Raw genomic sequence first — 20,124 nt, 5'->3', positions numbered from 1 at the left:
ATAGCTCACCTAACTACCGATTTTGCAACAGCCCGGTGAGGGTGGTCAGTTCTGCACGGTCACGGGGTCAGTTGGCGTGCAGCGCCTCGTTGAGCGCGATGCCCTGACCGGAGCGGGCCACCACCTCGACCGCGCCGGTCACCGAGTTCCGCCGGAACAGCAGGTTGTCGCGGCCGGACAGTTCGCGCGCCTTCACCGACGCGCCGTCGGGCAGCGTGACCTTGGTGCCGGCGGTGACGTACAGCCCGGCCTCCACCACGCAGTCGTCGCCGAGTGAGATACCGACCCCGGCGTTCGCGCCCAGCAGGCAGCGCTCACCGATCGCGATCACCTCGGTGCCGCCGCCGGACAGCGTGCCCATGATCGACGCGCCGCCGCCGACGTCGGAGCCGTCGCCGACGACCACCCCGGCCGAGATGCGGCCCTCCACCATCGAGGTGCCCAGCGTGCCGGCGTTGAAGTTCACGAACCCCTCGTGCATCACCGTGGTGCCGGCCGCCAGGTGCGCCCCGAGCCGGACCCGATCGGCGTCGGCGACCCGCACCCCGGCCGGTAGCACGTAGTCGACCATCCGGGGGAACTTGTCCACCCCGTAGACGGTGACCTGACCGCGGCGGCGCAGCCGGGCGCGCACCGTCTCGAAGCCGTCGACCGCGCACGGGCCGTGATTGGTCCAGACCACGTTGGTCAGCACGCCGAACAGCCCGTCGGCGTTCAACCCGTGTGGGGCCACCAGCCGGTGCGACAGCAAGTGCAGCCGCAGGTAGGCGTCGTGGGCGTCGACGGCCTTGTCGGCCAGGTCGGCGATCACGGTGCGCACGACGACGGTCTCGGTGCCGCGGTCGTCGTCGCGGCCGGCCAACGCGGCCAGTTCGGCGGGGGCATCGGCGGCGGACAGCCGGGTGGTGCCGGATTCACCGGCCACGCCCAGTTCGGGAGCCGGGAACCAGGTGTCGAGAACCGTTCCGTCGGCGGCCAGCGTCGCCACTCCAATACCCGAAGCTCCAGTCATGGGCGCTCACGCTACTAGGCTGAGCGGGTGCTGGATCTGCGCGGGGACCCGATCGAACTGACCGCGGCGCTGGTCGACATCCCCAGCGAGTCGCGACACGAAGCGGTTATCGCCGACGCGGTCGAGGCGGCGCTGCGCGAACAGACCAGCGGCTTCGAGATCATCCGCGACGGCAACGCGGTGCTGGCCCGCACCGCGCTGGGCCGCCCCACCCGAGTGCTGCTCGCCGGGCACCTGGACACCGTGCCCGCGGCAGGCAACGTTCCCAGCCGCCGGTCGACGGGTGATGAAGGCGCAGTGCTGCACGGCTGCGGCACCGTCGACATGAAATCCGGGGACGCGGTGTTCCTGCACCTGGCCGCCACCGTCGCCGACCCCGCCCACGACCTGACGCTGGTGTTCTACGACTGCGAGGAGATCGAAGCGTCCGCCAACGGGCTCGGGCGCATCGAGGCCAACCTGCCGGACTGGCTCGACGCCGACCTCGCCGTGTTGGGGGAGCCGACCGGCGGCTACATCGAGGCCGGCTGCCAGGGCACGCTGCGAGTCGTCGTGCACGCCGCCGGCGTGCGGGCGCACTCGGCACGATCCTGGTTGGGCGACAACGCCATTCACAAACTGGGGGCGGTGCTGCAGCGGCTCGCCGAGTATCAGCCGCGCCGGGTGGACATCGACGGCTGCGAATACCGTGAGGGCCTGTCCGCGGTGCGCATCGACGGCGGGGTGGCCGGCAACGTCATCCCGGATGCGGCCGCGGTCACGGTGAACTTCCGGTTCGCCCCGGACCGCAACCCCGCGCAGGCGCTTGCCCACGTTCACGACGTGTTCGACGGGCTCGATGTGCGCGTCGAGCAGACCGACGTCGCGGCCGGCGCACTGCCCGGCCTGGGTGCACCCGCCGCGGCCACCCTGGTGGCCGCCGCCGGGGGCCGGGTGCGGGCCAAGTACGGCTGGACCGACGTGTCCCGGTTCGCCGCCCGCGGCATCCCGGCCGTCAACTACGGCCCTGGCGACCCCAACCTGGCACACAAGGTCGACGAGCGGGTGCCGGTCGAGCAGATCACGGCGACGACGGAGCTGCTGCGGGCGTTCCTGGGAGGCTGACGGTCAGCCGGTGCGCCACGAGGGTATCCCGGTGGCTCCGTTACGATTTCGCCTGTGGGAGAAGAGCTGAGGGTCACGGTTGCTGGGCTGCGGGTGCTGTCGCGGTGCTGCACCGATCAGGCGGACCGGCTCGCGGTGTCACCGGCGGCCCCGGTTGCGACGGCGGCGTGGCAGTCCAGCGGGACGACAGCGAGCACTCTCACCGGACGCGGTACGAAGGTGACTGCAACGCTGAAGGCGCGACTGACGGCCAACGCCACCAAGTTCGCCCTGGCGGCGAGCGGCTACGAGACCCAGGATGACCACAGCGCAGCGAAGCTGTCGCAGTCCGACTTCACCTCGGCCGGTGGTGACGGCGGCGCGGGCGGTTTGCCGACGCTGTCGTCCGTTCCATCGGCCACCCCGGTGCTGAGGTAGCCGATGTCCGCGCTGCCGAGCCTGTCCGAGGTGCAGAACGCACGCTGGGACTACCTGAGCACCTACGCGGCGAACTGGCGGAAGCTCGCGGACAGCTGGGAGCAGGCGTTCACCGAGGTTCGCAACCAGTCCATGCGCCCGGGGGGTACCGAGTGGACCGGTGCCGGCGCTGATGCCGCGCAGGGGCGCACCGATGGTGACATGATGCGGGCGCGCGATCCCGCCGAACAGTTGCGCGACGCCGCAGGTATCGCCGAACGCGGCCGAGGGCAGCAAGAGGCGAGCAGGCAGTCGCTGCTCAGCACTGTCGATGACACCCGCAGCAGTGGTTTCGACGTCGCCGAGGACTATCAGGTCACCGATACGGAGACCGATTGGGCGACACCGGAGGAGTACCTCGCGCGGCAAACGGAAGCCCGAGAGTACGAGAACTACATCAACGCCCGGGTGGGCTGGCTGGTCGACGGCGAGAACGACCTGTCCCGAGACCTCAACGCCGCAACCCAAGGGCTGGACAACTTCGCCTTCCCCGCCGAAGAAGGCGACGGCGGGGCGGGGGCAGTGGGAACCCCGCAGACAGCGACGCTGGTCGATGACGTGAAGCCAGCGATGCCCGCACCTGAAATCGTGGGTGTGACTCCAGGCGGAACGCCAGCACCCGAACAGAAGACGACGCTGACCGACCTCGATGTCACCCATCCGGGGTGGGATCACACGGTCACGGGCGACGGGCACAGCTCCCCGCCGCTCATGGACGGTAAACCCAACAACTATCCGCTGCCTATCGACCCGATCGATGGGCAGAGAAGAGGATTACCGACCGGTTCTGGTATTGGACCGGATGGCAAACCGCTCGTCACTTTTGGCACTCCGGGTTATGGCCAAAAAGACGTTCCCCTCCAGCATCAGCAGTACACGACGCCCACCACTGAGGTGCTCGATTACAGCGATCCTGCGAACCCACGTCACATCGGGACGCTTCCGATGTCTCAGGCGAGTGTGTATTACAACGAGAAGGAGCGCCAGATGGTCATCGTCGGCAACGACGGTGCGCAAGCTGGTGCTCCCCGCAAAATGTGGACGGTTCCTGTTGATCCCAACAACCCTGGTAACTGGATCGACCGCGTTCCGTCCCAGGGCACGCTGATTCCAGGTGGCGGTGACCGTGAAAATCAGTATTACCCGCTCAAGGGTGGCGGGGTGATGCTCGTTGATGCAACCAACGGTGGCGGCGTAAGGGCGTTCACCGCAGCGGACTCGAACGGTTTAACCCTCCCGGGTGTTCGTAACGAAGCCCCAATCGCCAACAACATCGCACCCCCCACGTCGCCCCCTCTACCCGCTGGTGTGCCACCTGGGTCAACCTGGAACTACTCACCTGCCTACGGGGCTACGGTGGTCAATGATGTAGTCAACGGCTCAACCGAGACTGTCACCGTTCGCGTGAGTTCCTATGTCAAGGTCGATCCACCCCCGGGTGTTGAGCTACCCGCAGATTTTGAGAACTATTTTCCGCAGACGTTCCTATACAACGTGCAGATCAACCACCCAGCGCCCTAGAAAGGACCGACCGTGAAACGTCATGGATTCCGCATGCATTCAGTCGCAGTCGCCATAGTCGCGTCGGCGCTCATGATCACGAGCGCATGCACCGCCGAGGCTGCGCCTCCCGGATTTCCCAACGTCGATAGCTATACGCCGGTCGATCCGAACACGCTCATGCACATGGACAAAAGCTGGAGGTCGGTAGTTTTCTACCCTGCAAGCAAGCATTACTCGTGCTCATATTTGTTCAGCGGTGTCGGTATTGCCGAAGATAATCGGACCTTGTCTTGCCAGGGGGATATTCCCGGTGCAGCAGACGCGCCTATTGATGGGCCTGACAAGACCGGATGTTCGTTCGTGGGTGTCGCGCCGAATTGGTTAGCGCGACGCCCATCACAGTGCGGCGTGTACACCAGCAGCGATACTGCCCTGCCCGGTCACGAACTGCTTCCTGGGCAGAAGGTCACCTACGGTTCCATGACCTGCGTTCAAGACCAGGGTGACCGAACCGCGTGCATCGACGGCGATCACGGCTTCGTCATCTCGCCGGAGAAGACATGGGCGTTCTGAGATGACGGCTGCGCAACGAGTCGCCGCAGTCGGGGCCTTCGCCGCCGCCGTGCTTGTTGGTGCTTGCAACGCCCACGCCGACTCGCCACCGTTCCCCGACATCGGCAGCTATACATCGGTCAACGCCGGTGATTACCTAATCAGCTACGACACACCGGGAATCCGATCGTCCGGAACGTATTTCCTCGCCCCCGGCGGCGTCGTCTGTACCGTGGTGGAGGGTTCGGGTTGCTGCGTGCGCTGGAAACAACCTTCCAAGCATTCCGCCGGCAGCTGCAACATCCGGCGGTACGCCGCGCGTCAATTCGATTGGTACGGACGGTCCGGTGCATCCCAGCGGGGGTTCGCTCGGTACGAGCGACACCATCCACGACCAGCCGATCAAGACCCTCCCGCCGTTTCACTCCATCGCCCTCGGTGGCGTCATCTGCGGCGTCGACGACGCCGGAACCACCGCGTGTAAAGACCCGCAGGGACGCGGTTTCGTCCTGTCTCCCAAGGGTTCTGGCTGGCTGCCGCACGTGTGACGCCCTGAGCGGCCGCGGTCTCGTCTTCGCATCCGAGGAGACCCGGACGGTCACCCGCCGCAGCGCTGCGCCTGCCCCAGTGCATCCTCGGCCGCGGCGGCCATCCCGATAGCGGTGAACTCGTCGGCCACCGCCCGCAACCCCGCGGCGTCGCTGTCGGCCAGGGCCCGGGCGTGCGCCAGCGCCAGCCGGCCGACCGCGCAGTCGGCCACCGCGCCGAGCCGGGTCAGCGGGTCGACCGCCCGGGCGTCGCCGAGTCGCACCGCAACATGCCAGGCGGACAGTGCCGTGGCCCACTGCCCGCCGCGCTCGGCCATCCGGGCGGCGTCGCGGGCCGCGGTCACCGCGCCGTGCGGGTCGCGCGCTCCGGCCAGCCGCCAGGCCCGTGCCATCCCCAACTCCGGGGCGAACAGCGCCGACTTGGTGCCGTGCCGAGATTCCGCCCGGCTGAACGCCTTCGCCGTCGCAGCGACGTCACCCCGGCGGGCCAGCGCCGTGGTCAGCAGCATCAGCGCTAGCGGTCCCCACGAATACCCGGTGCGCTCCAGGGCGGCCGCCGCCGGTTCCAGCAGCGCCGTCGCCTCCTCGAACGCCCCGGCGGCGATCAGCACCCGCGCTACCAGCACCTCGCCGATCGCCCGGCCCGGCTGCTGCAGCTCCGCGAAGTCGGTGAACCCTTGCGCGAGCTGCTGTGCCGCGGTCAGCTGCCCGTCGGCCAGCAGCACGGTGAGCTCGGCCAGCCCGAGGGTGAACCGCAGCAGGCCCGGATGCTCGGCGTCCTGCGCCCGGCGCACCAGCGGCCCGACGTCGGCGAACCGGCCGGCCCGTGCCGCGCACAGCGCGGCGGCGCTGCCCGCCCAGGCCATGGCCGTGTCGTCGGCCGCCGGGTCGGCCAGCACCTGCTCCGCCAAGTCGACGGCGGCGTCGAGGTTGCCGGTGTTCATCGCGAACGTCGCCCCCAGCGCGTCCAGGGTGGTCCGCGGGCCGGTGCCGCTGACCCGGTCGCGGGTGCCCCGCAGGAACGCGGTGGCCCGTTCGGGTTCGCCGAGCATGAAGAACTGATTCGCCGCCCGCGGCAACGCCCACGCCATCAACTCAGGCTCCGACAGTGCCGCCGGGTCCACGTCCGACAGCACGGCGTCGGCGTCGCGGCCGCGGCCCTGCCAGGCCAGGGCGTGCGCCAGCACCAGCCGCGCCGGCAGGCCCGCCGACCGTGTCACGGCACTGCGCGCCAACCGTTCGCACAGCGCCAGATCGCCCAGCCGCAGCGCCTGCTGCGCGGCGGCCGTCACCGCCTCGACCGGTTGTGGGGTGTCGCTGTCGATCGCCAGCGCCGCCAGTCGCAACTCGTCGCCGACGTTTCCGCCGGACTCCCCGGAAAGCCGCCGGACCACCTCGGTGCGCAACCGGCGGGTACCGCCATCGCCGAGTGCGAGCCGGGCCCGGTCGGCGAACAGCGGGTGCGCGGTGTACACCACCGGATCCGGTCCGCTGCCGCCGCGCGTGCGGATCTCCAGTACCCCGAGTTCCTCGGCCCGGGTGACGGCGTCGTCGTCGGTCAAAGAGGTCAGGACGGTCAGCGGCAGCGGTTCCTGCACCGCCAGGTAGTCCAACGCCGACCGGGCGCCGGCCGGCAAGTCGGCCAGGAACTTATCGACCCGGTCCGGGCTGGTCGGCACGGCTGCCGTGATGTCCAGGCGCACCAGCAGGCCATCGCCCCACAGTGCGCGAACCGCCTCCGGAACCTCCGTGGCGGCGGCGTCGGCGGTGACGATCAGCCGGGCCGTACCGGCCAGCGCCAACTGGTAGACCAGCGTCGCCGACAGCACATCCAGATGGTGTGCGTCGTCGACAACCAGCAGCAGGTCGTCGCCGAGCGATGCCCGGGCCGCCAGCAGCAGCGCGGCCGGCTTGCCCACGTCGGCGACCCGCACCAGGTGGCTGAACGCGCCGAACGGCACGCCCCGCTCGGCGGGGGTGCCGATCACCCAGCGGAGTCGGGTCTTCGGGTGTTCGACGGCGCGGCGTTCGGCAGCCAGCCGGGCCAGGGTGGATTTGCCGCAGCCGTCGGGTCCGAGGACCACCGCACCCGGTTTCGCCCCGTCGAGGGCGTCGACCAACCGGGCCAGCACCGCCGCGTGATCCGGGACGTTCCACCGCATCGGCATCGCCGCGATTTTACGGTCCGGACCGTCAGCCGGTTAGCCTTTCGGTTGTGCGATCGACGGAATGGGCGGTGTGTGTGTACTGCGCGTCGGGTCCGACCGATCCCGGCCTGCTCGACCTGGCCGCGCGGGTCGGATTGGCGATCGCGGAGCGGGGCTGGACGCTGGTGTGGGGTGGCGGCAACGTCTCGGCGATGGGGGCGGTGGCGTCGGCGGCGCGGGCTCGCGGCGGCCGGACCGTCGGAGTGATCCCCAAACTGCTGATGCACCGGGAGCTGGCCGACGTCGACGCCGACGAACTGATCGTCACCGACACCATGCGGGAGCGCAAACAGGTGATGGAGGACCGCTCGGACGCGTTCCTGGCACTGCCGGGCGGCATCGGCACGCTGGAGGAGCTGTTCGAGGCGTGGACCGCGGGCTACCTCGGCATGCATGACAAGCCGGTGGTGCTGCTCGACCCGGCCGGGCACTACGACGGACTGCGGACCTGGCTGCAGACTCTGGTGGGTCCCGGTTACGTGCCGCAGGCAGCGATGGACCGGCTGCTGGTGACCGCGGACGTGGACGCCGCGCTGCGCGACTGCGCCCCGCACTAGGCTGGCGGCCACCACACGAAGCGAGGGGAAAGCGTGTCCGATCACAACTCCGGCGCCGCCACCACGGTGCGGATCGCCGATATCGTGACCCGACTGCCGGGGGTGCTCGCCGACGCGCCTGCGATTCTGCGGGGCGTGCGCACCGGGTTCCTGGCTCGGCCCGATTCGGCGGCGTCGATCGGCAAGGTGTTCCAGGACCGGGCCGGGAAGTTCGGCGACCGGGTGTTCCTGAAGTTCGGCGCGACGCAATTGACGTACGCCGAGGCCAACACCACCGTCAACCGCTACGCCGCGGTGCTCGCCACCCGCGGCATCGGGCACGGCGACGTCGTCGGGATCATGCTGCGCAACTCGCCCAACGCGGTGCTGATGATGCTGGCCGTCGCCAAGTGCGGGGCGGTCGCCGGCATGGTCAACTACCACCAGCGCGGTGACGTGCTGGCGCACAGCCTCGGCCTGCTGGACGCGAAACTGCTGGTCGTCGAGTCGGATCTGATTAGTGCCGTCACCGACAGCGGCGCCCCCAACGAACCGGCCAGCATCGAGGACATTGAGCGGCTGGCCGAGACCGCGCCCGCGGGCAACCCGGCGTCGGTGCAGGCAGTGCTGGCCAAGGACGCCGCGTTCTACATCTTCACCTCGGGCACCACCGGCTACCCGAAGGCCAGCGTGATGACCCACTACCGGTGGCTGCGGGCGCTCGCCGCGTTCGGCGGGCTGGGTTTGCGTCTGCACGGCGACGACACGCTGTACTGCTGCCTGCCGCTGTACCACAACAACGCGCTGACCGTCGCGGTGTCGTCGGTGCTGAACGCGGGTGCGACGCTGGCGCTGGGCCGCTCGTTCTCGGCGTCGCGGTTCTGGGACGAGGTGATCTCCTACGACGCGACCGCGTTCGTCTACATCGGCGAGGTCTGCCGGTATCTGCTCAACCAGCCGCCCAAGCCGACCGACCGGGCGCATAAGGTGCGGGTGATCTGCGGCAACGGCCTGCGCCCGGAGATCTGGGACGAGTTCAGCGCCCGGTTCGGCATCAAGCGGATCTGCGAGTTCTACGGCGCCAGCGAGGGCAACGCCGCCTTCCTCAACGTGTTCAACGTGCCGCGCAGCGCCGGGGTCTACCCGCTGCCGCTGGCCTACGTGGAGTACGACCCGGACAGCGGGCTGCCGCTGCGCGGGCCGGACGGCTGGGTGCGGCGGGTGCCGGCCGGGCAACCCGGACTGCTGCTGAGCCCGGTGAACCGGTTCTCCCCGTTCGACGGCTACACCGACCCGGCAGCCACCGAGAAGAAACTGGTGCGCAACGCGTTCAAGGACGGCGACTGCTGGTTCAACACCGGTGACCTGATGAGCCCGCAGGGCCTGGGGCACGCCGCGTTCGCCGACCGGCTCGGCGACACCTTCCGGTGGAAGGGCGAGAACGTCGCCACCACCCAGGTGGAGGCGGCGGTCGGCGCCGACGGTGCGGTCGAGGAGTGCGCCGTCTACGGCGTCGAGGTGCCGCAGACCGGTGGGCGGGCCGGGATGGCCGCGATCAAACTGCACGACGGCGCGACGTTCGACGGGGCTGCGCTGGCGCACACCGTCTACGACCAGCTGCCGTCGTACGCGGTGCCGCTGTTCGTCCGGCTGGTGGAGTCGCTGGAGCACACCACGACGTTCAAGAGCCGCAAGGTGGAACTGCGCGAGCAGGCCTACGGGGCCGAGGTGACCGACCCGCTGTACGTGCTGTCCGGGCGCGACGAGGGGTACGTGCCCTACTACGCCGACTATCCGGCGGAAGTGGCCGACGGTAAGCGACCGCGGGGGTAGCGCGCCACTCTCGGCGGTTCCATCGACTTGCAACGGGCACTTATATTTCTTATTTTTAGGGTACCGTCGAACCCCGTGGAAGCCGCCTTGCTCAGCGTCGGGGCCTACCGGCCCGATCGGGTCGTCACCAACGACGAGATCTGCGCGACCATCGACTCCTCCGACGAGTGGATCTACGCGCGGACCGGGATCAAGACCCGCCGGTTCGCCGGTGACGACGAGTCCGCCGCGTCGATGGCGATCGAGGCCGGGCGGCGGGCCGTCGACAGCGCCGGGCTCGCCGCATCCGATATCGGAGCGGTGATCGTCGCCACCAGCACGCATTTCGTGCAGACCCCCGCCGCGGCGCCGACGGTTGCATCCGCGCTCGGCGCCGGTGGGGTGCCGGCCTTCGACGTCAATGCCGGCTGTGCGGGCTTCGGTTACGCACTCGGCATCGCCGCCGATCTGGTCCGGGCCGGCAGCGTCGGCACGGTACTGGTGATCGGTTCGGAGAAGCTCTCGCCGACGCTGGACATGACCGACCGGGGTAACTGCTTCATCTTCGGCGACGGGGCCGGGGCGGTGGTGGTGGGTGCGTCGGCCGAGCGCGGCATCTGGCCGACGATCTGGGGCAGCGACGGCGAACAGAGCGACGCCATCCGCCAGGACATCGACTGGATCGACTACACCGGCAAACCCGCCGGGGCTCGCCCGTTCCTTCGGCTGGAGGGTTCCGCTGTGTTCCGGTGGGCGGCCTTCGAGATGGGGCGCGTCGGATCGCAGGCGCTGGCCGCGGCACAGATCGGCCCCGACCAGCTGAGCGCGTTCGTACCGCACCAGGCCAACGGCCGGATCAACGAACTGCTGGCCAAGAACCTGGGCCTCGGGCCGCACGTCGTGGTCGCCGACGACATCGCCCACACCGGAAACACCTCTGCCGCGTCGATCCCACTGGCAATGGCGGAACTGCTGTCGACCGGCGCCGCCCAGCCCGGTGACCTGGCGCTGCTGCTGGGCTACGGTGCCGGGCTGAGCTACGCGGCACAGGTCGTCACATTGCCGGCGGCAGCCGGTTGAGCCGATCCTGCCGACCGGGCCCGCACCGGGCACCATAGAACGGTGCAGTCCACCTTCTGCGGCCGTCCGGTGGCGCCCGACCGCGCGCTGATCATGGCGATCGTCAACCGCACCCCGGACTCGTTCTACGACGCCGGCGCCACCTTCGGTGACGAGGCGGCGATGGCGGCGGTGCACGCCGCGGTGGCCGACGGCGCCGACGTCATCGACGTCGGCGGGGTGAAAGCCGGGCCGGGGGAGACCGTCGACGCCGCCACCGAGACCGCCCGGGTGGTGCCGTTCATCGACTGGCTGCGCGGCGCCTACCCGAACGTGGTGATCAGCGTCGACACCTGGCGCGCCGAGGTGGCCGAGCGGGCCTGCGCGGCCGGGGCGGACCTGATCAACGACACCTGGGGCGGCGTCGACCCGGACGTGCCGGCGGTGGCGGCGGCGTGCGGCGCCGGTCTGGTCTGCTCGCACACCGGCGGCGCCGCCCCACGCACCCGCCCGTTCCGGGTGAGCTACGGGACCAGCGTGCGTGGCGTGGTCGACGACGTGATCGCTGAGGTCACCGCCGCCGCCGAACGGGCGGTGGCCGCCGGCGTCGCACGGGAGAAGGTGCTGATCGACCCCACCCACGATTTCGGCAAGAACACCCATCACGGGTTAGCGTTGCTACGACACACGCAGGATCTGGTCGCCACCGGGTGGCCGGTGCTGATGGCGCTCTCCAACAAGGATTTCATCGGGGAGACTCTGGGGGTGGGTCTGACCGAACGCCTGGAGGGGACGCTGGCGGCGACCGCGCTGGCGGCGGCGGCCGGGGCCCGGATGTTCCGGGTCCACGAGGTCGCCCAGACCCGTCGCGTGCTGGAGATGGTGGCCTCGATCCAGGGCACTCGGACGCCGGCGCGCACAATAAGGGGGCTGGCATGACCGCCGGCGACGACGCAGACGCTGCGCAGGCAGCACCCGTGCGCGGGAGAGAGTGGCAACTATGACCGACCTGTTCGCAGGACTGGGCGACACCCGGCTGGCCGGCCGGACCTGGAGCCGTCCGGACTGGACGGTCGCCGAACTGCTGGCCGCCAAGGCCGAAACCGGCCGCACCGTCTCGGTGGTGCTGCCGGCGCTGAACGAGCAGGCGACCATCGGGTCGGTCATCGACAGCATCACCGGGCTGGTCGGCGGCCTGGTCGACGAGCTGATCGTGCTGGACTCCGGCTCCACCGACGACACCGAGATCCGCTCGATCGCGGCCGGCGCCCGGGTGGTCAGCCGGGAGCAGGCGGTGCCTGAAGTCGAGCCGCAGCCCGGCAAGGGCGAGGCGCTGTGGCGGTCGCTGGCGGCGACCAGCGGTGACATCGTGGTGTTCATCGACTCCGACCTGATCGACCCCGACCCGATGTTCGTCCCGAACCTGGTCGGTCCGCTGCTCACCGGCGACGGCGTCCACCTGGTCAAGGGGTTCTACCGTCGGCCGCTGAAGGTCAACGGCACCGAGGACGCCAACGGCGGCGGCCGGGTCACCGAACTGGTGGCGCGCCCCCTGCTGGCGGCGCTGCGGCCGGAACTGGGTGCGGTGCTGCAACCGCTGGGCGGTGAGTACGCGGGCAGCCGCGAACTGCTGGCGTCGGTGCCGTTCGCGCCGGGCTACGGCGTCGAGATCGGGCTGCTGATCGACACCTACGATCGACTGGGGCTGGACGCGATCGCCCAGGTCAACCTGGGTGTCCGGGCGCACCGCAACCGTCCGCTGTCGGAACTGGCGGTGATGAGCCGCCAGGTCGTCGCGACCCTGCTGTCGCGCTGCGGGGTGCCGGACTCCGGGGCCGGGCTGACCCAGTTCTTCGCTGACGGCCCGGACGGTCTGGACTACCTGCCGCACACCACGCCGCTGTCGCTGGTCGACCGGCCGCCGATGAACACCCTGCGCCAGCGCTGACCGGCCACCCGGGGCGGCCGCCGATGAGGCACTATCGAAGCCGTGACACTGGTGCTGCTGTATCTCGTCGTGCTGACCCTCACGGCCCTGCTGCTGTTCGGGCTCGCCAGCATGCTGTTCGGCCGCGGTGAGCAACTGCCGCCGCTGCCGCGGGCGACGACGGCGACCATGCTGCCGGCCTCCGGGGTCACCGGCGCCGACGTCGACGCGGTCAAGTTCGCGCAGGTGCTGCGCGGCTACAAGACCAGCGAGGTGGACTGGGTGCTGGACCGGCTGAGCGCCGAGATCGACCTGCTGCGGGGGCAACTCGACGCCCTGACCACCGTGAGCGGCGCATCGGAGGCGTGATGACGGCGACGCCCGAACCCTCCGATGACGGCCTGGTCCGGTGCGGCTGGGAGGGGATCTACCAGGGTGCGGACTGCCTGCTCTATCGCGACTACCACGACCACGAGTGGGGCCGGCCGGTGCGCGACCGGGCCGGTCTGTTCGAGCGGATCAGCCTGGAGGCCTTCCAGAGCGGCCTGTCGTGGCTGGTGATCCTGCGCAAGCGGGACAACTTCCGGCGCGCGTTCGCCGGCTTCGACATCCCCACCGTCGCGCGCTACACCGACGCCGACGTGGCCCGGTTGATGGCCGATGCGGGCATCGTGCGCAACCGGGCGAAGATCGAGGCGACGATCGCCAACGCGCGGGCGACCGAGGCGCTGGGGGCCACCGATCTGACCGAATTACTGTGGTCGTTCGCGCCGGGTCCGCGGTCCCGGCCGGCCGCCATGTCGGATATTCCGGCAACCACGCGAGAGTCGGCGGCGATGGCCCGCGAGTTGAAACGCCGCGGCTTTCGGTTTGTGGGTCCGACCACCGCGTATGCGCTGATGCAGGCCACCGGGATGGTCGACGATCACCTGCAGGGCTGCTGGGTGCCGCCGGTGGCACCCGCAATCCACTAAAATGCTTCCTGGAATCGGGTCACCTACGCGATACGGCGCCGATGGGGGAGAATAGCGGAGTGAATTTGCAGTTCGACGCCGGATGCTGCGACCGCGGTGCAGACCCGGTGCAGATCATGGGCGCGACAGCCCACGGGCTAGAACCTGGAGGGAGCACTCGATGGCGGCGATGAAGCCCCGGACCGGCGACGGTCCTCTGGAAGCGACTAAGGAGGGGCGCGGCATCGTGATGCGGGTACCGCTGGAAGGCGGTGGCCGACTGGTCGTCGAGCTGACCCCCGATGAGGCCGCGGCGCTCGGTGACGAACTCAAAGGCGTCACCAGCTAGATCCGGGCGCATCGCGGGCCGTCGGCGGGCAACCTGTCAGATCGCGGAGAATGCCGCGTCGTACTGGCAGACGTCGGGGGCGGCCGATAGGTTTGGGCTATGAGGGAAGCGCCGCACGTGCTGGGCATCGTCCTGGCCGGCGGGGAAGGCAAGCGGTTGCACCCGCTCACCGCAGACCGGGCCAAGCCCGCGGTCCCGTTCGGGGGCGCCTACCGGCTGATCGACTTCGTGCTGTCCAACCTGGTGAACGCACGCTATCTGCGGATCTGCGTGCTGACCCAGTACAAGTCGCATTCGCTGGACAAGCACATCTCGCAGAATTGGCGGCTGAGCGGGCTGGCCGGGGAGTACATCACCTCGGTGCCCGCCCAGCAGCGCCTCGGGCCGCGCTGGTACACCGGGTCCGCTGACGCCGTCTATCAGTCGCTGAACCTGATCTTCGACGAGGACCCGGACTACATCGTGGTGTTCGGCGCCGACCACGTGTACCGGATGGACCCCGAGCAGATGGTGCAGTTCCACATCGACAGCGGCGCCGGTGCGACGGTGGCCGGGGTGCGGGTTCCGCGCAGCGAGGCGTCATCGTTCGGCTGCATCGACGCCGACGAGTCCGGCCGGATCCGCAGTTTCGTGGAGAAGCCGACCAATCCGCCCGGAGCCCCGGGGGATCCGGACAGCACCTACGTCTCGATGGGCAACTACGTCTTCACCACCAAGGTGCTCGTCGACGCGATCCGGGCCGACGCCGACGACGACCACTCCGAGCACGACATGGGCGGCAACATCATGCCGCGTATGGTCGCCGACGGGATGGCGGCGGTCTACGACTTCACCGACAACGAGGTGCCCGGCGCCACCGAACGCGACCGCGGGTACTGGCGCGACGTGGGAACCCTGGACGCGTTCTACGACGCGCACATGGACCTGGTCTCCCCACGCCCGATCTTCAACCTGTACAACAAGCGCTGGCCGATCCACGGCGCCACCGAGAACCTGGCGCCGGCGAAGTTCGTCAACGGCGGTTCCGCGCAGGAGTCGGTGGTGGGCGCGGGCAGCGTCATCTCGGCCGGGTCGGTGCGCAACTCGGTGCTGTCGTCGAACGTGATGATCGACGACGGCGCCATCGTGGAGGACAGCGTGCTGATGCCCGGGACCCGGGTGGGCCGCGGCGCGGTGGTGCGGCGCGCGATCCTGGACAAGAACGTCGTCGTCGGGCCGGGGGAGATGATCGGCGTTGACTTGGAGCGCGACCGGGACCGGTTCGCGATCAGCCCCGGCGGTGTGGTCGCGGTCGGCAAGGGCGTCTGGATCTGACGCCGCTTGGGATCACCACGCCCCTGGCAGCAGGCGGTAGCGCACCTTGCGGGTGTACTCGGGGTAGCCGGCTAACTCCGCGTTGAGCAGCGCCTCCTCATCGCCGATCCGCACGACGAGCACGAGCACGCCGGGAATGAGGAACAGCAGTCCCCAGAGGGAGCCGAGCGCGAGCGGGATCCCCGCCATCAGCACGACACTGCCGGTGTACATGGGGTGCCGCACCAGCGCGTACAGGCCCGTCGACACCAGTCTCTGCCCCTCTTCGATGACGACGTTTGCTGCGGCGTAACCGTTTTGGATCACCACCAGCATCGTGGTGCCCAGTCCGATCGCCACCAGGGCGTCACCGGCCAGGCAGGCCGCGTCGGGAACCGTGGACCAGCCGAAGCGGTGATCAAGGGCGCTGACGACGAACATGGCCGGGAAGCAGACGAAGATCACGGCGATCACGACGCGCTGCACCGTGCGCGTTTCGGCCTGCGGCCCCACTCGCATCCGGCGTTCCAGTGCGGCGGGGTTGTGCCGCATCAGGTAGACGCTGGGAATCCACGTCGAGATCGCGAACACCGCAAGGAACACCCATGCCTGCCAGTAGTCGAACGTGCCGGCCGGTGGAAAGATCAGCACGGCGAAGAATGCCAGCCCCAGAATCGCCGAGAGTGCCCCCTTGACAACGACTTTCATCGGTTCCTCCTAGCTGCGGATGTCGCGGCCGCGGAAAGCGCAGGCGCCCACCGCGATCAGGACGACGTCGATCGTCAGCAGCCACAGCAGCGGTGCGGCGTGGAAATCGCCGGCGCCGACCAGTGGGACGTGCGCGAACGGCTCCAGATCGAGCAACCACTGCGGGAACCCCGACAGCGAACCGAGCAGATATACCGCGACGAAGCCCACCAGCACCGCCCATACCGCCGCGGTGAACCGGGGTAGCACGCCGAACAGTGCGACCGTCATCGCCGCCGACAGCCACATCGCCGGCACCTGCACCGCGGCACTGCCCAGCACCGTCGGCAGGGTGCCGCCGACGTCCCCGGCAGCGACCCCGTAGACCAGTCCGGCCACCAGGCCCGCGAGCAACAGCGCTGCAGCCGAGCCGCCGAGGGCGATCACCAGATGGCTTGTCAGCCAGCGGATTCGCCCCACCGAACCGGCCAGCGCCACCTCGATGTGCTGCGCGGTCTCCTCCTGGTGGGCCCGCAGCGTGAGCGACACCGCAAACGCCGCGCTCACCATGCCGAGCATCGCGAACGCGACCGCGATGAAAGCCTGCTCCAGTGCGTCGGTGCCGCCCAGCCGGGCGACGATGTCGCGGGCCGCGGTGCCGCCGCCCAGTTCACCGCCGATGCCGTGCACCACGCTGCCGATCAGCAGGCCGTACACGCACAAGCCGATCGTCCACAGCAGCGCCGTCCCGCGGTCCAACCGCCAGGCCAGCCCGAACACGCCCCGCAGCGCGGGCGCCGCCGTGCCGGGGCCGGGGCGCTCGGCGATCAGGCCGTCGCCGACGTCGCGCCGGGCCAGCAGCCGGTAGGCGGCCGCGGTCAGCACGGCCGTCGCCGTCAGATGCAGCACCAGCACCCACCAGCGGTCGCCGGCGTACGGCCGCACCTGCAGCGACCAGCCCAGCGGAGACAGCCACGACAGTGCGCCGGAACCGGCATCGCCGACGGCGCGCAGCGTGAAGGCCGCCGCCAGCACCGTGAACGCGGTGCCGCGGGCGACCCGGGAACTCGCCGACAGCTGCGCCGCGACCGCTGCGACGGCACTGAACACCAGGCCGGAACCGGCCAGGGCCGCCCCGAACGCCGCCGATCCGGCGGGCGGGACGGTGGTGCCGAGCAGGCCCGCCGCACCGACCGCTCCGGTGGCGATCGATGCCCCCATCGACAACAGCAGCGCCGCAGTCAGATTCGCGCACCGACCGATCGCGGCGGAGTCGATCAGCTCCGCCCGCCCGGCCTCCTCGTCGGCGCGGGTGTGACGGATCACGGTGAGAATGACCGCGACCGCGATCAGCAGGTGGAACATCCCGGCCTTCCAGATGCCGACCGCACCGAGGGTGTCGTTGTAGACCTGCCCGTACACGGCGCGCTGCGCCGGGCTGGCCATGATCGACGCCGCGAGCTCTGACCGGTCCGCCTGCGTGGGGTAGATCTTCTCGATGCCGCCGATGTAGACACTTGCCAGGGGCACCGACAGCAACAGCACCCAGAGCGGCAGGATCACCCGGTCGCGGCGCAGGTACAACCGCAGCAGGTTCAGGGTGCCGACGAAATCCGGGTTCGGTGCGGGCAACCGGTAGGCCGGGCGCCGCGCCAGCGCCGCGGTGGTCATACGCGTGCGGTGTCGTAGTGGCGCAGGAAGAGTTCCTCCAGCGTCGGCGGCTGACTGGTCAGGCTGGCCACGCCGGCCGCCCCGAGCACCCGGATCAACTCACCGAGACCGGCCCGGTCGACCTGGGCGTGCATGACGTTGCGATCGAAGCGCACGTCGTAGACGCCGGGGATACGCCGCAGATCGCCGGGGTCACGGAGCATCTCGGCTCTGATCGAGGTTCGGCTGAGGTGACGCATCGAATCCAGTGATCCGCTCTCCACGGTGCGACCGGCCCGGATGATCGTGATGCGCTGACACAGCGCCTCGGTCTCGGCGAGGATGTGACTGGACAGCAGCACCGTGGCGCCGCGCTGCTGAGCTTCGGCGACGCATTGCTGGAAGACGTTCTCCATCAACGGATCCAGGCCGCTGCTCGGTTCGTCGAGCAGCAGCAGACGAGCCTGGGAGGAGAACGCGGAGATCAGCGCGACCTTCTGCCGGTTGCCTTTCGAATAGGTGCGGGCCTTCTTGTGCGGGTCGAGATCGAAACGTTCGATCAGTTCGGCACGCCGGGGTTCGTCGGCGCCACCGCGCATCCGGGCCAGCAGGTCGATGATCTCGCCGCCGGTGAGGTTCGGCCACAGCGTGACGTCACCGGGAACGTAGGCGAGGTACCGATGCAGATCGACGGCTTCGTCCCACGGGTCGCGCCCGAAGAGCCGAGCGGTCCCACCGGTCGCCCTGGCCATGCCCAGCAGGATGCGGATCGTCGTCGACTTGCCGGCACCGTTGGGGCCGAGGAAGCCATGTACCTCGCCCTCGTGCACCGTCAGATCGAGGCCGTCGAGAGCCCTGACCTCACCGAAATGTTTTGTCAGCGAGCGGATGTCGATGACCAAGCGGTTGCCTTCAGGTCGCATCGGGGTCCTCCTGCTCGGCTCGGGTCAGGAACGCGTCGTACATGGTGCGGTCTGCCAGCAGGCCCTCGGTGTAGAGCTCCAGGGCCGGCAGCACCATGTCGCGGGCGTAGTCGCGCAGAACGGCGCGCAGGTCGGCGGGGTTGTCGTGCAACTGCAGATACAGCAGGAACCCCCCGCCGCCGGTGATCGCCAGATACCGCGCCCGAGCCTTCGGATCGCGACTGGGTTTGAGCGTGCCCGAGCGCACCCCCTCGTCGAGGTATCCCTCGGCGTTGTCGATCATCCGGCGCCACAGGGTCTGGGCCAGGTCACCGCCCTCCTGCATGCTGCGCACCAGGTAGGTCATCAGCGGGGCGTAGCTCTCGATCTCGGCCATCTGCGCGAACCAGGTCCCCGGGTCGGCCGACCGCATCGCCTCGGACTTGCCGGAGCGGATCTCCTCGGCGATGAAGTCGTCGCAGGACTTGCGCAGGCCGGCCTTGGAGCCGAAGTGGTGGATCACCAGGGCCGGGCTCACCCCGGCGGCTTCGGCGATGGCCCGCACCCCGACGCGAAAGCCGTGCCGGCCGAACTGGTCGATGGCCGCGTCGCGGATCCGGGCGGTTGCGGTCAAGTCCTCTGAACGCACGTTCAATACGTTAAACGCATGTTCAGTACGCTGTCAATGATCGGGTTTGACCGTCGCCAACGGCTCGCGACCGTGCATAACGCACCACCCCCACCTGCGGTTTTGCCGGTGAGCTGTGCACGCTCGCGGGGAAGGGGTTACAGGGGAAGGGGTTATAGGGGGAGGGGTCTGACCTCAGTCGCGCACGGCGGCCAGCAGGCCGTCGCCCAGCGGGATCAGTGCCGGGGTGAGGCGCTCGTCCTCGGCGATCAGCCGTGCGGCCTCGCGCACCGCGACGACCTCGGGGTCGTTGGCCGCGGGGTCGCCGGCCCGACCGCCCAGGGCGGCCCGATGCACGACGACGATGCCGCCGGAACGCAGCAGCCGAACGGCCTCCAGCACGTATTCCGGCTGGTCGACCGGGTCGGCGTCGACGAACACCAGGTCGTAGGACTCATCGGCCAGCCGGGTCAGCACCTCCTGAGCCCGACCGCTGATGAACCGGGTGCGCGACGGCCCGATGCCGGCATCGCCGAACGCCTGCTTGGCGGTGCGCTGGTGCTCCGGCTCGATGTCGATCGTGGTCAGCACACCGTCCTCGCCCATCCCGGACAGCAGCCACAGCCCGCTGACGCCGGCACCGGTGCCGACCTCGACGACCGCCTTGCCGCCGCTGAGCTTGGTCAGCAGGCTCAGCAGGGCACCCACCGCGGCGGTGATCGAGCCGACGCCGATCTCCCCGGCGCGGTCGCGGGCGGCCGCCAGCACGGCGTCCTCGGACATCGAACCCTCGGCGTGCGCGAGGAGAGCGTCGGCCCGGCTGCGGGCAGGCGCTCCGTCGGGGGTGTCGTCGGCCATGTGCGCAGCGTAGGTCACACCGGCGGTTGCAGTCCCCGCGCGTCGGCCCGACACGCCCGGGCTGTGATCGGCGTCCATATCGTTACCT

General features: G+C 69.7%; 21 protein-coding genes. 14 read left to right on the top strand and 7 right to left on the bottom strand.

Features of this window, described 5'->3' with window-relative positions; translation table 11 throughout:
* Nucleotides 1-67: 67 nt before the first annotated feature.
* Nucleotides 68-1,012, bottom strand: a complete 945-nt coding sequence (dapD, locus tag KIH27_RS16470) for a 2,3,4,5-tetrahydropyridine-2,6-dicarboxylate N-succinyltransferase (protein ID WP_214094035.1) — start codon at nucleotides 1,010-1,012, stop codon at nucleotides 68-70.
* Between the two features lie 27 nt (nucleotides 1,013-1,039).
* Here dapD and dapE point away from each other — a divergent pair, with 27 nt between their 5' ends.
* The 5 genes from dapE to KIH27_RS16445 all read left to right on the top strand — a co-directional run bounded on the left by dapE (nucleotide 1,040) and on the right by KIH27_RS16445 (nucleotide 5,175).
* A complete protein-coding gene (gene dapE / locus KIH27_RS16465; RefSeq protein WP_214094034.1) occupies nucleotides 1,040-2,116 on the top strand; it encodes a succinyl-diaminopimelate desuccinylase in 1,077 nt (358 codons plus the stop codon).
* A 54-nt stretch (nucleotides 2,117-2,170) separates the two neighbouring features.
* Nucleotides 2,171-2,533, top strand: a complete 363-nt coding sequence (locus KIH27_RS16460; RefSeq protein WP_214094033.1) for a hypothetical protein — start codon at nucleotides 2,171-2,173, stop codon at nucleotides 2,531-2,533.
* Nucleotides 2,534-2,536: 3 nt separating this feature from the next.
* The gene (locus tag KIH27_RS16455) at nucleotides 2,537-4,093 is read left to right on the top strand and encodes a hypothetical protein (RefSeq protein ID WP_214094032.1); all 1,557 of its coding nucleotides are present in this window, start codon (nucleotides 2,537-2,539) and stop codon (nucleotides 4,091-4,093) included.
* Nucleotides 4,094-4,105: 12 nt separating this feature from the next.
* Entirely contained in the window at nucleotides 4,106-4,648 is a 543-nt protein-coding gene (locus KIH27_RS16450) for a hypothetical protein (RefSeq protein ID WP_214094031.1), read from the top strand.
* 326 nt (nucleotides 4,649-4,974) lie between these two features.
* Nucleotides 4,975-5,175, top strand: a complete 201-nt coding sequence (locus tag KIH27_RS16445; protein WP_214094044.1) for a hypothetical protein — start codon at nucleotides 4,975-4,977, stop codon at nucleotides 5,173-5,175.
* Nucleotides 5,176-5,225: 50 nt separating this feature from the next.
* Here KIH27_RS16445 and KIH27_RS16440 read toward each other — a convergent pair whose 3' ends face one another.
* A complete protein-coding gene (locus tag KIH27_RS16440) occupies nucleotides 5,226-7,343 on the bottom strand; it encodes an AAA family ATPase (protein ID WP_214094030.1) in 2,118 nt (705 codons plus the stop codon).
* A 47-nt stretch (nucleotides 7,344-7,390) separates the two neighbouring features.
* Between KIH27_RS16440 and log the strand changes: the two genes are divergently transcribed.
* The 9 genes from log (at nucleotide 7,391) to glgC (ending at nucleotide 15,332) form a co-directional block, all read left to right on the top strand.
* Nucleotides 7,391-7,939 carry a cytokinin riboside 5'-monophosphate phosphoribohydrolase gene (gene log / locus KIH27_RS16435; protein ID WP_214094029.1) on the top strand — a complete coding sequence of 183 codons (549 nt, stop codon included), beginning with the start codon at nucleotides 7,391-7,393 and terminating at the stop codon, nucleotides 7,937-7,939.
* 33 nt (nucleotides 7,940-7,972) lie between these two features.
* A complete protein-coding gene (gene fadD6, locus KIH27_RS16430) occupies nucleotides 7,973-9,751 on the top strand; it encodes a long-chain-acyl-CoA synthetase FadD6 (RefSeq protein ID WP_214094028.1) in 1,779 nt (592 codons plus the stop codon).
* Nucleotides 9,752-9,826: 75 nt separating this feature from the next.
* On the top strand, nucleotides 9,827-10,810 hold the full coding sequence (locus KIH27_RS16425) for a beta-ketoacyl-ACP synthase III (RefSeq protein ID WP_307856907.1): 984 nt from the start codon (nucleotides 9,827-9,829) through the stop codon (nucleotides 10,808-10,810).
* A gap of 93 nt (nucleotides 10,811-10,903) precedes the next feature.
* Nucleotides 10,904-11,728: a dihydropteroate synthase gene (gene folP / locus KIH27_RS16420; protein ID WP_214094042.1), complete on the top strand. Its 825-nt coding sequence runs from the start codon at nucleotides 10,904-10,906 to the stop codon at nucleotides 11,726-11,728.
* Nucleotides 11,729-11,789: 61 nt separating this feature from the next.
* Nucleotides 11,790-12,737, top strand: coding sequence for a glucosyl-3-phosphoglycerate synthase (locus tag KIH27_RS16415; RefSeq protein ID WP_214094027.1), 948 nt, complete (start codon nucleotides 11,790-11,792; stop codon nucleotides 12,735-12,737).
* A 42-nt stretch (nucleotides 12,738-12,779) separates the two neighbouring features.
* Nucleotides 12,780-13,085 carry a DivIVA domain-containing protein gene (locus KIH27_RS16410; RefSeq protein ID WP_214094026.1) on the top strand — a complete coding sequence of 102 codons (306 nt, stop codon included), beginning with the start codon at nucleotides 12,780-12,782 and terminating at the stop codon, nucleotides 13,083-13,085.
* Complete coding sequence (locus KIH27_RS16405; RefSeq protein WP_214094025.1) at nucleotides 13,085-13,690, top strand: DNA-3-methyladenine glycosylase I; 606 nt, start codon at nucleotides 13,085-13,087, stop codon at nucleotides 13,688-13,690. Before KIH27_RS16410 ends, KIH27_RS16405 begins: the two co-directional genes overlap by 1 nt.
* Nucleotides 13,691-13,850: 160 nt before the next feature.
* Nucleotides 13,851-14,018, top strand: coding sequence for a DUF3117 domain-containing protein (locus KIH27_RS16400; protein ID WP_003406247.1), 168 nt, complete (start codon nucleotides 13,851-13,853; stop codon nucleotides 14,016-14,018).
* 99 nt (nucleotides 14,019-14,117) lie between these two features.
* A complete protein-coding gene (gene glgC, locus KIH27_RS16395; protein WP_214094024.1) occupies nucleotides 14,118-15,332 on the top strand; it encodes a glucose-1-phosphate adenylyltransferase in 1,215 nt (404 codons plus the stop codon).
* A 12-nt stretch (nucleotides 15,333-15,344) separates the two neighbouring features.
* On the opposite strand, the gene KIH27_RS16390 is transcribed toward glgC, so the two are convergent.
* The 5 genes from KIH27_RS16390 to KIH27_RS16370 all read right to left on the bottom strand — a co-directional run bounded on the left by KIH27_RS16390 (nucleotide 15,345) and on the right by KIH27_RS16370 (nucleotide 20,036).
* Nucleotides 15,345-16,019 (bottom strand): methyltransferase family protein, encoded by a 675-nt coding sequence (locus KIH27_RS16390; RefSeq protein ID WP_214094023.1) that lies wholly within the window; start codon nucleotides 16,017-16,019, stop codon nucleotides 15,345-15,347.
* Nucleotides 16,020-16,028: 9 nt separating this feature from the next.
* Nucleotides 16,029-17,669, bottom strand: coding sequence for an ABC transporter permease (locus KIH27_RS16385; RefSeq protein ID WP_214094022.1), 1,641 nt, complete (start codon nucleotides 17,667-17,669; stop codon nucleotides 16,029-16,031).
* Entirely contained in the window at nucleotides 17,666-18,571 is a 906-nt protein-coding gene (locus KIH27_RS16380; protein ID WP_214094021.1) for an ABC transporter ATP-binding protein, read from the bottom strand. The genes KIH27_RS16385 and KIH27_RS16380 overlap by 4 nt, the downstream gene beginning before the upstream one ends.
* Complete coding sequence (locus tag KIH27_RS16375; protein WP_214094020.1) at nucleotides 18,561-19,199, bottom strand: TetR/AcrR family transcriptional regulator; 639 nt, start codon at nucleotides 19,197-19,199, stop codon at nucleotides 18,561-18,563. The genes KIH27_RS16380 and KIH27_RS16375 overlap by 11 nt, the downstream gene beginning before the upstream one ends.
* A 174-nt stretch (nucleotides 19,200-19,373) precedes the next feature.
* On the bottom strand, nucleotides 19,374-20,036 hold the full coding sequence (locus KIH27_RS16370) for an O-methyltransferase (RefSeq protein WP_214094019.1): 663 nt from the start codon (nucleotides 20,034-20,036) through the stop codon (nucleotides 19,374-19,376).
* Nucleotides 20,037-20,124: the final 88 nt, after the last annotated feature.

It is taken from the genome of Mycolicibacter acidiphilus, assembly GCF_018455725.1.
Classification (GTDB): Bacteria; Actinomycetota; Actinomycetes; order Mycobacteriales; family Mycobacteriaceae; genus Mycobacterium; species Mycobacterium acidiphilum.
The sequence above is the reverse complement of the archived record's forward strand: the minus strand, read 5'-3'. Positions and strand labels throughout refer to the sequence as shown.